At 62.6% G+C, this 5,276-nt stretch carries 7 protein-coding genes and 1 pseudogene; 3 read left to right on the top strand and 5 right to left on the bottom strand.

The window, feature by feature from the left end; all coding sequences use genetic code 11:
* The 3 genes from AC1D1X_RS14945 to AC1D1X_RS14935 all read right to left on the bottom strand — a co-directional run.
* Positions 1 to 908: YheT family hydrolase (locus AC1D1X_RS14945; protein WP_477698556.1), on the bottom strand; the 908-nt coding region annotated here is incomplete at its 3' end.
* A 10-nt stretch (positions 909 to 918) separates the two neighbouring features.
* Complete coding sequence (locus tag AC1D1X_RS14940; protein WP_477668848.1) at positions 919 to 1,365, bottom strand: YybH family protein; 447 nt, start codon at positions 1,363 to 1,365, stop codon at positions 919 to 921.
* Positions 1,366 to 1,374: 9 nt separating this feature from the next.
* Positions 1,375 to 2,205: a hypothetical protein gene (locus tag AC1D1X_RS14935; protein ID WP_477698555.1), complete on the bottom strand. Its 831-nt coding sequence runs from the start codon at positions 2,203 to 2,205 to the stop codon at positions 1,375 to 1,377.
* A gap of 75 nt (positions 2,206 to 2,280) precedes the next feature.
* On the opposite strand from AC1D1X_RS14935, the gene AC1D1X_RS14930 reads away from it, so the two are divergent.
* From AC1D1X_RS14930 to AC1D1X_RS14920, 3 genes are all read left to right on the top strand, one after another.
* Positions 2,281 to 2,880, top strand: coding sequence for a LemA family protein (locus AC1D1X_RS14930; RefSeq protein WP_477698554.1), 600 nt, complete (start codon positions 2,281 to 2,283; stop codon positions 2,878 to 2,880).
* 66 nt (positions 2,881 to 2,946) lie between these two features.
* A complete protein-coding gene (locus AC1D1X_RS14925; RefSeq protein ID WP_477668937.1) occupies positions 2,947 to 3,837 on the top strand; it encodes a TPM domain-containing protein in 891 nt (296 codons plus the stop codon).
* A gap of 4 nt (positions 3,838 to 3,841) precedes the next feature.
* Positions 3,842 to 4,384, top strand: a complete 543-nt coding sequence (locus AC1D1X_RS14920) for a TPM domain-containing protein (protein ID WP_477668851.1) — start codon at positions 3,842 to 3,844, stop codon at positions 4,382 to 4,384.
* Positions 4,385 to 4,426: 42 nt separating this feature from the next.
* Here the strand turns inward: AC1D1X_RS14920 and AC1D1X_RS14915 are convergent, their stop codons facing one another.
* Positions 4,427 to 4,570 carry a hypothetical protein gene (locus AC1D1X_RS14915; protein WP_477668852.1) on the bottom strand — a complete coding sequence of 48 codons (144 nt, stop codon included), beginning with the start codon at positions 4,568 to 4,570 and terminating at the stop codon, positions 4,427 to 4,429.
* 631 nt (positions 4,571 to 5,201) lie between these two features.
* Positions 5,202 to 5,276: pseudogene (locus AC1D1X_RS14910) on the bottom strand (F0F1 ATP synthase subunit epsilon); the annotation flags it as partial.

Raw genomic sequence — 5,276 nt, 5'->3', positions numbered from 1 at the left:
GCGGTTTGCGGCAGGCTGCCGGCCGGCACAAAGGGATCGTTCAGCGCGTTCAGGGCCAGCGCCGGCACGGCAATGCTGCGCAAATGCGGCTTGGCAGAGGCACGCAGCCAGTAGTCATCCGCATCCTTGAACCCGTGGACAGGCGCGGTGAATACATTGTCGAAAGCGTACAAGTCGCGCGCGGCCAGCAATCGGTCGCGGTCAAAAAGACCTGGGTGCTGCTCCAGTTTTTTCAGCGCCTTCGGCACCATGGTTCTCAGGAACATGCGGGTGTAGACCTGCCGGTTGAATCCCCGACCTATGGCCCAGCCGCTGGCCGTCAGGTCCAGCGGCGAACAGACGGACGCAATACCGCTAACCACCTGGCGGGCCTCCGCGCCAAGCTCGCCGGCCCAGCGCATCAACGCATTGCCACCCAATGAAATGCCTACGGCAACGACCGGCCCGGAATGGGCCTGCGCAAAGCGCCGCAGTATCCAGTCTATCTCTGCAAAATCTCCTGAGTGATAAGCCCGCGGCGCTAGGTTCAATTCACCGGAACACCCCCGGAAGTGTGGAATGGCGCAGCCCCAGCCGCGCTCGCGAGCCACATCGGCAAGCGCTTCGGCGTAGTGGCTGGCAGATGACCCCTCAAGCCCATGAAACACCACCAGGAGTGGCACTTCCTTGCGCGATTCCTTGCGTCTCATCTCGATGGATTCGTTGCCCGTCGGGGAAGCTGCCGGAAACCCCGACGAAGGCTCGTTTCCATCGAGCATCCAGTCAACGTCGACAAAGTCGCTATCGGGGGTATCCCAGCGCTCGCGGCGAAACACGGGCGGCGGGCCCAGGTAGCGGCGTGACCGCAGCGCAGCCCAGATGGTCTGCAAATTGCCGCCCGGCAGCCACCAGGGTGCTGCGTATTTCACCGCAGGCCTTTCAGTGCAGGACGGTCGGTGTTTCCGACACTTCCTGCATTTCTCGCGGCGTGCCGGGACTGGCATGGTGTGCCACCATGCGCCAGCCTTGCGCACCCTTGTGATACACATTGGTGGCAATCACGTAGGCATGCCGTGGCCCTTCATCGGTCAGCACCTCGATGCGTTCCAGCACGCTGTGCACGCAGGCGCTCATGGTCTCGACCTTTCGCACCTTGATGGCCTGGGCATTGATGGTGCCATTGGCAAACATGGCGTCAAAAGTGGCGCGTATGGCCGCCGGGCCCACCAGCCGGGCGCCACCCGGGTGCACACAGACGATGTCGTCGTCATCGCCCCAGCAGGCCATGAGCTTTTCGATGTCGCCGCTTTGCAGCGCGTCATAAAAAGCCGCCTCGATGTCATCGGCGTTGCCGCTGCTGGCGGGCGGGACTTTGGGTTTGGGCATGGGAAGGCGTCAGTCCGGCTTGGCGTTGGGTGGTGAATTCTGCTCGGGATTGAGCCTTGCAGCAAGCCACGAGCGTACGACACCTTGCATGCTGTTGTCTTGCGGCCCGATACGCCGGCCGTTTCCGCCGCTCTGGTTAGCCTGCCAAAGCACCTCAGGCGCGGCCACATGGGTACCCGGYGGCAAAACCTGCAGCGCTGCGTCGATAAACTCTGCCAGCTTGGCAGGACGCACCGGCTGCTCGGCTGCGGGAATCATGAACTTGAGGGTCGACAGCATCCACGACGCCGTCTTCTCGAAAAAATTGGCGCCCGCAATACCTTCGGTCTTGCGCGCCGAGCGCACCAACAACACGCGTTCAAAGCCCAGTGAAGCCACGGCTTGCTCATCGAGGTCGGCCAGTCCGCGCTTGAGGGCATCGGGTAAACGCCCCGAAGCGTGGGGCACCACCACAACCAGTGTCTGTGCGCCACAGCGTTTCAACCAGCGGGCCAGCACCGGCAGTTGTCCCGGCACGGGCGTCCACAGTGTGCGCTCACGCCCATAAAAAAGCCGTGGCGGCTCAAACATGACCAGGCCGGTATGAACAAGCTGAGGCCGCGCGRGCCATGCCTCGATTGCTGAAGCATCACCTGCCAGCACAATCCCCACGCCGGCCATACCGGTGGTCATGGTTTCAGTAGCCAGCACCTCGGTGTGCGCATAACGTCCGCTGCCCACAAGGCGGCGCAACACTTCATTGCCCAGCACGCCGGTCGCGCCCGCAATCATCAGACGTGGTTTCGCGGCTGCCGCCGCCAAGGGGCGCAGGTTGGCCTGCAGAGCTTGGAATGCCTGCACGGACCCGGGGGAATGAGGCGTCATCGACATTCGACTATGTTAGTGTTGCGGCTTRCATTTTCGAAAGACATCGCCATGAAATCCCGCTTTTTAAACCTGTTCCTTGTCAGCATGCTGGGCCTGCTCCTCACGGGTTGCGGCTACAACGACTTTCAGCGCCTCGACGAGCAAACCAAATCGGCCTGGTCTGAAGTGCTGAACCAGTACCAGCGCCGTGCCGACCTGGTGCCCAACATTGTGGCCACGGTCAAGKGCGAAGCCGCTTTTGAACAGGACACCCTGACCAAGGTGATTGAAGCACGCGCCAAGGCCACCTCCATCCAGGTGACGCCGGAAACCCTGAACGATCCGGCAGCCTTCAAAAAATTCCAGGCAGCGCAAGGCGAATTGGGCAGTGCGCTGAGCCGCCTGATGGTGGTCAGTGAACGCTACCCCGACCTCAAGGCCAACCAGGGTTTTCGTGACCTGCGCGTGCAGCTGGAAGGCACCGAAAACCGCATCACGGTAGCACGCAATCGCTACATCCAGGCGGTCCAGGAATACAACGTGYTGACACGCAGTTTCCCAAGCAACCTGACGGCCATGGTCTTCAGCTACAACGTCAAGCCGAACTTCACCGTGGCCAATGAGGCACAGATTTCCGCACCGCCTGTGGTGGACTTCACGAAGAAATAAGTTTCTACAGGACTTGCTGTGCAGCAACTAGCGGGTTGGATATTGGGCCGTAGCCTCCTCCGCTGGATGGCGGGATTGTTGCTGGCCGTGTGGCTGCCCCTTGTGGCCTGGGCGCAAGGCGTCCAGCCGGTGCCGGCCCTCACGGCGCATGTCATGGACAGCACTGGTACGCTGGATGCCACGCAACGCGCCGCCCTGGAGGCCAAACTGGTTGCGTTTCAACAAAGCCGCGGCGCACAGGTGGTGGTGCTCGTCGTGCTCAGCACCCAGCCCGAAGACATCGCCGCTTATGCCCAGCGTGTGGGCGATGCCTGGAAAATTGGACGCAAAAGCGTGGGCGACGGGCTGCTGCTGGTCGTGGCCAAGAACGATCGTAAGGTCCGTATCGAAACCACCAAGGCGCTGGAAGGCGCCATTCCGGACCTCGCGGCGCGCCAGGTGATCGACACCGCCATYACCCCGCGCTTGAAACAGGGCGACTTTGCCGGCGGGCTGAATGCCGCGGCTGACCAGATCATGGCGCTGATCAGCGGCGAAAACCTCCCAGTGCCTGAGCAAAAAAGTGCTTCGGACATGGCTGACAGCGGCTTCGAGTGGACCGACCTCGCGGTGTTCCTGTTCTTTGCCGTGCCGATAGGCGGGCGCCTGGCCGCCGGCGTCTTGGGGCGCAAGCTGGGCTCCATCGCCACCGGCGGCGCCGTCGGCGTGCTGGCCTGGGTGTTCACCAGCAGCCTGATTGTGGCCGGCCTGGCGGCTGTGGCGGGTATGGTGTTTGCGCTGGTGGCCAGCCTCGGCGTCCTGGGCAGCGGCAGCCGCTCTTCGGGCGGCTGGACCACTGGCGGCTTTGGCGGCGGGAGCAGCGGAGGAAGCTGGGGCGGAGGCAGCAGCAGTGGCGGCGGATTCAGCAGTGGCGGTGGCGGTGATTTCGGCGGCGGCGGCGCATCAGGCGACTGGTAGGCACATGCTCAATAAACCCAAGACCATCCTCAAGCACCTCTGGCTGGATGCCTCCGACGCCCAGCGCGCAATTGCACCCGACATGCTCAACCGGCTGGCCAGCCGGGTGACGGCCAGCGAGCGGCGGCACAGCGGCGAAATACGGATATGCGTGGAGGCCTCGTTGCCCATGAGCTACCTGTGGCGGCTGGGCAAACACCAGTCCATCGGCCAGCTCACGCGCCAGCGCGCGGTCACGATGTTCGGGAAGCTGCGGGTATGGGACACCGAACACAACAACGGTGTGCTGATTTATTTGCTGCTGGCCGAGCACGCCATTGAAATCGTGGCGGACCGCGGCGTGGCGCGCCATGTGAATCAAGCACAGTGGCAGGCCACGGTGTCGCGCATGGCCCAGGCGTTCAGGGAGAACCGGTACGAGGACGGATTGACACAGGCACTGGAAGAAACCTCAGCGCTGCTGATGGCGCACTTTGCCATCGATGGTATGCAGGGCGACGCACCCAACAATCCCAACGAACTGCCCGACGCGCCCTGGCTGCAATAGCCGGTTCGCAGGTACCGCGGGCCTGGCGCCGATAACGCCGCGTCAGGGCGCCAGAACCACGACCAACACAAAGAGGGCGACTGCCGCGAGCACAACCCGCGTCAGCCAGGCCTTGCGCACGCGCCTGGCCCGACGCTCGAGCGACGCTTCCTCTCCCCATATCAGGCTGTCTAAAAGACTGTCCATTTCGCACCTCGTTGCTGGCTTGAACCCACCACAACGATAAGGGAGCGGCCCGGGCCATGGCTGTCATTTAGCGTGTCCAGTTGTTACTTTGCCGGCTCGGGCCAGGCCATTTGTCCGGAAACCGCTCCCTATTTGATAGCTGCTTGCGCTCACCCCGTATGGGTTGGAGGCCTTTTTTGCTTGAATAGCGGAAGCACGCCAGATTTCCGCATGGCGCAATGGAACGTCGCGCCGCAGCCACTCATGGCGGCGGGCAGTTAGTCCATCAACGTCCACTTCTGCTCACTGCGCGCCGATTGCACCCTTCTCGATAAAGCGGACGCCGCGGTCTCCGTCCTCGACCCGCAGATAGCCGGCGTCCAGCGGATCAGCCGCTTGCCCGGCGGCACGCACGTGGACGTCGGCCGCCCTACGAGGTAGACATTCGCAAAGGGTTCATGAAGGACTCGGRTGGCCGGCCAGTTGGCCCGCTACGCAGAGGGAGCACAAAACAACCATCTTCGTCATTTTCAGGAATGACTGTGAGCGCTTCGCCAACGGCATGAACGGCCAAACTGATTCGAATTTCTCCAGATCGAAGCGCCCATAAAAAAACCGGCCATAGGGCCGGTTTTTTCTGAAGCGTGGAAGCTTACTTTTTCTGCCGATATTTGCGCAAAGCGGCAATCTGGGCGGCCATGACGGCGAGCTCGGACTGGGCCATGGC

The sequence above is a fragment of the Polaromonas sp. P1_G4 genome (assembly GCF_056405475.1).
This window is presented reverse-complemented; position numbering and strand designations above follow the sequence as displayed.

What these genes read in the sequence shown, in the direction of transcription:
- AC1D1X_RS14915 (WP_477668852.1), bottom strand. Translation starts at nt 4,570, where the DNA reads ATGGACAGTCTTTTAGACAGCCTGATATGGGGAGAGGAAGCGTCGCTC.
- AC1D1X_RS14940 (WP_477668848.1), bottom strand. Translation starts at nt 1,365, where the DNA reads ATGCCCAAACCCAAAGTCCCGCCCGCCAGCAGCGGCAACGCCGATGAC.
- AC1D1X_RS14920 (WP_477668851.1), top strand. Translation starts at nt 3,842, where the DNA reads ATGCTCAATAAACCCAAGACCATCCTCAAGCACCTCTGGCTGGATGCC.